Source organism: Psychrobacter sp. (assembly GCF_035469765.1).
Taxonomy (GTDB): domain Bacteria; phylum Pseudomonadota; class Gammaproteobacteria; order Pseudomonadales; family Moraxellaceae; genus Psychrobacter.
This window is the reverse complement of record NZ_DATIRM010000139.1, coordinates 1-3,292: the sequence shown is the minus strand read 5'-3', so window position 1 is coordinate 3,292 and position 3,292 is coordinate 1. Positions and strand designations below refer to the sequence as shown.

The 3,292-nt window shown below is 40.5% G+C and carries 3 protein-coding genes and 2 pseudogenes; 3 read left to right on the top strand and 2 right to left on the bottom strand.

The genetic code is table 11. From position 1 onward, the window contains the following. Positions 1-747, top strand: a pseudogene (locus VLN09_RS03990) (sodium-dependent transporter); the annotation flags it as partial. Between the two features lie 52 nt (positions 748-799). Beyond that, positions 800-931, top strand: coding sequence for a methionine/alanine import family NSS transporter small subunit (locus tag VLN09_RS03985; protein ID WP_325243900.1), 132 nt, complete (start codon positions 800-802; stop codon positions 929-931). Between the two features lie 153 nt (positions 932-1,084). Here the strand turns inward: VLN09_RS03985 and tgt are convergent, their stop codons facing one another. Beyond that, positions 1,085-2,236, bottom strand: coding sequence for a tRNA guanosine(34) transglycosylase Tgt (tgt, locus tag VLN09_RS03980; protein ID WP_325243898.1), 1,152 nt, complete (start codon positions 2,234-2,236; stop codon positions 1,085-1,087). Between the two features lie 217 nt (positions 2,237-2,453). Here tgt and VLN09_RS03975 point away from each other — a divergent pair, with 217 nt between their 5' ends. Then, entirely contained in the window at positions 2,454-3,116 is a 663-nt protein-coding gene (locus VLN09_RS03975) for a heme-binding protein (protein ID WP_325243896.1), read from the top strand. A gap of 58 nt (positions 3,117-3,174) precedes the next feature. Here VLN09_RS03975 and VLN09_RS03970 read toward each other — a convergent pair. Next, positions 3,175-3,292 (bottom strand): annotated as a pseudogene (locus tag VLN09_RS03970) (aspartate-semialdehyde dehydrogenase); the annotation flags it as partial.

The window sequence follows — 3,292 nt, the reverse complement described above, 5'->3', positions numbered from 1 at the left end:
GTTGGTTTTGCAAACTCTTCTTTTGAGCTTATTGCAGGTATTGGTATCTTTGCTGCTATTGGCTTTATGGCAGTATCAACAGGTCAAGATGTGTCTGAAGTTGCTAGCGGTGGTGTTGGACTCGCGTTCTTCGTATTCCCTAAAATTATTTCTACTATGGGTCCAAGTGGTGATTTCATTGGTTTCTTATTCTTTGGCTCTTTAGTCGTTGCTGGTATTAGCTCTCTAATCAGTATTTTAGAAGTACCTATTTCTGCTTTCCAAGAAAAATTTGATTGGTCACGCAAAAAAGCAGTTGCTGTAATATGTGGCGTTTGTGCGGTCATATCTATCTCAGCATTCTCTACTGGTAGCTCATTGGTATTAGTAGATGTCATCGATCACTTTGCTAATAATATCGGTATCGTTGCTGGTGGCTTAATGTCCATTGTATTAGTCACCTGGTTTAACCGTAATAAAATTCCAAGTTTATTAGCTCACAGCAATCGTATCTCTAGCGTCAAACTAGGCGGTGCTTGGATATTCATGCTAACCGTTATTACGCCAACTGTACTTACTATCGCTTTGGGTCTTAAGTTTATTGATTTGGTTAAAACGCCTTATGAAGGTTATTCTTCAACCATCTTATTACTATTTGGTTGGGGTGTAGTCGTATTCTTCGGTCTAGGTGCATTTATACTAAGTCGTATTAAGGGTGTCCATGATGAAGAAGATGCTAAAGCTCGTGCAATTGATAATGCGCGCTAGTTAGTAAAATAAATAGTTAGCAGATCGATTAACATTTCAATAGGAATTTATTATGAGCACTTCAGCTATTATTTTTATGATTATCTCAATGGTACTTATATGGGGTGGCTTGATTACTTCCATTATACATCTAAGAAACAACCCAGATGTTCCAATGAGTCAAGTGCCAGATGATAACTTTTAAGTCTTCAAGCATAAAAGTTTTTAATCATTAGGTTATTAATGTTTTTTATAGCTATAAAGATAAATGCCAGTCAGTGCAAGCCGACTGGCATCTTTGTATTTAACACATTTTGATAATAGGCTTACTATTAAGTCAGAATCTAGTCAAAGTAAATTAACGCAAATTCAGCTCTGGCACCGTCTGACCGCGTTTGCTATAAAATTCATTCACGAACTCATCAAATTTATCTTGTTCAATGGCATCTCTGATATCTTGCATCAGACGCTGGTAATAACGTAAGTTATGAATCGTCGCGAGCTGTGCGCCCAACATCTCTTTACATTTATTCAGATGCGATAAATAAGCACGGCTAAAGTTCTGACAGGTATAGCAGTCACATTCAGGGTCCAATGGACCTTCATCAGTGCGATATTGGCTATTGCGTATACGTACTACACCTGCATTATCAGTGTCGCCTGCGACAAAGTAATGACCATTACGCGCGTTACGGGTTGGCATCACGCAGTCAAACATATCTACACCGCGACGTACTCCTTCAACGAGGTCTTCAGGCTTACCAACACCCATCAAATAGCGCGGCTTATCAGCTGGCATATCGTCTGCGATATAATCTAGGACGTCTATCATCTCTTCTTTTGGCTCGCCAACAGACAACCCACCGATGGCGTAACCATCAAAGCCAATCTCAAGTAGCCCTTCAAGTGACTGCTTGCGTAAATCGGCATACATACTACCTTGGATAATGCCAAATAACGCATTGGTACTGCCAAGCTTTTTATGCTCATCAACGCAGCGTTGTCCCCAACGTAGTGACAACTCTAAAGACTTTTTCGCTTCATCATGGGTAGCAGGATAAGGTGTACATTCATCAAATTGCATCACGATATCTGAATTCAAGCTATACTGAATCTGCATCGATTTTTCTGGCGATAAGAATACTTTAGCGCCATCGATAGGTGATTTAAAAGTCACGCCTTCTTCGGTGATTTTACGCATGGCACCGAGACTGAATACTTGGAATCCGCCTGAATCGGTAAGGATAGGTTTATCCCAATGCATGAATTTATGCAGCCCACCAAATTTATCAATAATATCGGTGCCAGGGCGTAGCCATAAATGGAAGGTATTGCCAAGGATAATATCAGCGCCAATGGCTTCAATATCACGTGGTAGCATGCCTTTAACGGTACCGTAAGTACCCACTGGCATAAAGGCTGGCGTTTGTACATCACCATGATTGAGATGAACCGTGCCGCGACGTGCGCGTGTGACGCCACTGGCTGTTTTATGTAAGACAAATTGCATAAGATAACCGCTATATGAGCTATGAAAATGGCGCTAATTATAGCATTGTTGGGATTTTTTTGGTTATTGATGTTTATCCAATACAGATTTGATAACATGTTTGTAGTCAGTTATAACTAAAAGCTACAGACCTCGTTATCAAGTCCTTGCTAAAGTAAGAATAACAGACAACAAACCCACTTATTAATATCAAGCTTTTGGACAATGGAGATAAGACATGACCAAAGGAACTTACTTAGTAAGCAGCTTATTGTTAAGTAGCTCATTATTGATATCAGGAGCAGCTATGGCTACCGAAGAACCGAAATATACCGTCTTGTCACAAGTAGAGGATTTTGAGTTGCGTCGCTATGAGAGTCAACTAGTGGCACAAACTTGGGTGTCTGGTGACCAAAATACGGCCAGTCGTGCAGGATTTAAGGTTTTAGCGGATTATATTTTTGGTAATAATACCGCGCCAAGTGGGGAGAGTAGCAAAATTAGCATGACTGCTCCTGTGACGATGCAGTCTGAAAACAAAAATGGCAGTAATGGGTCGCAAAAAATTGCTATGACAGCACCAGTAAATATGCAACAAAGCGATGGCAAATGGCGAGTACAATTTACTATGCCAAGTAAATATACGATGCAAACACTACCGAAACCAAATAACCCCAACATTAAAATTATAGAAATACCAGCACAGACTTATGGCGTTATTAAGTTTTCAGGACTTGCTGGCAGTGAAAAGGTAGCTACTAAAACAGTAGAGTTACAGTCTTGGATGCAGGCGCAAAAATTAACGATGACAGGTGTACCTGAACTGGCACGTTACAATCCACCATGGACGCTGCCATTCATGCGCCGCAATGAAATCATGATTGCTTATGAGCAAAAATAACGCATAAAAAAAGACAGCGTTTGCTGTCTTTTTTATATCTAAATTCGGAATATCGGGTTTAGCTGTTTTGCTCGCGAATGATATTGAGCATGCGACGCAATGGCTCAGCAGCGCCCCATAATAGTTGGTCTCCGACAGTGAACGCACCAAGGTACTCAGGACCCATATTCAGTTTA

Bases quoted from the DNA above. Each gene is read 5' to 3' on its own strand.
- VLN09_RS03985 (WP_325243900.1), top strand. From the start codon at position 800: ATGAGCACTTCAGCTATTATTTTTATGATTATCTCAATGGTACTTATA.
- tgt (WP_325243898.1), bottom strand. From the start codon at position 2,236: ATGCAATTTGTCTTACATAAAACAGCCAGTGGCGTCACACGCGCACGT.
- VLN09_RS03975 (WP_325243896.1), top strand. From the start codon at position 2,454: ATGACCAAAGGAACTTACTTAGTAAGCAGCTTATTGTTAAGTAGCTCA.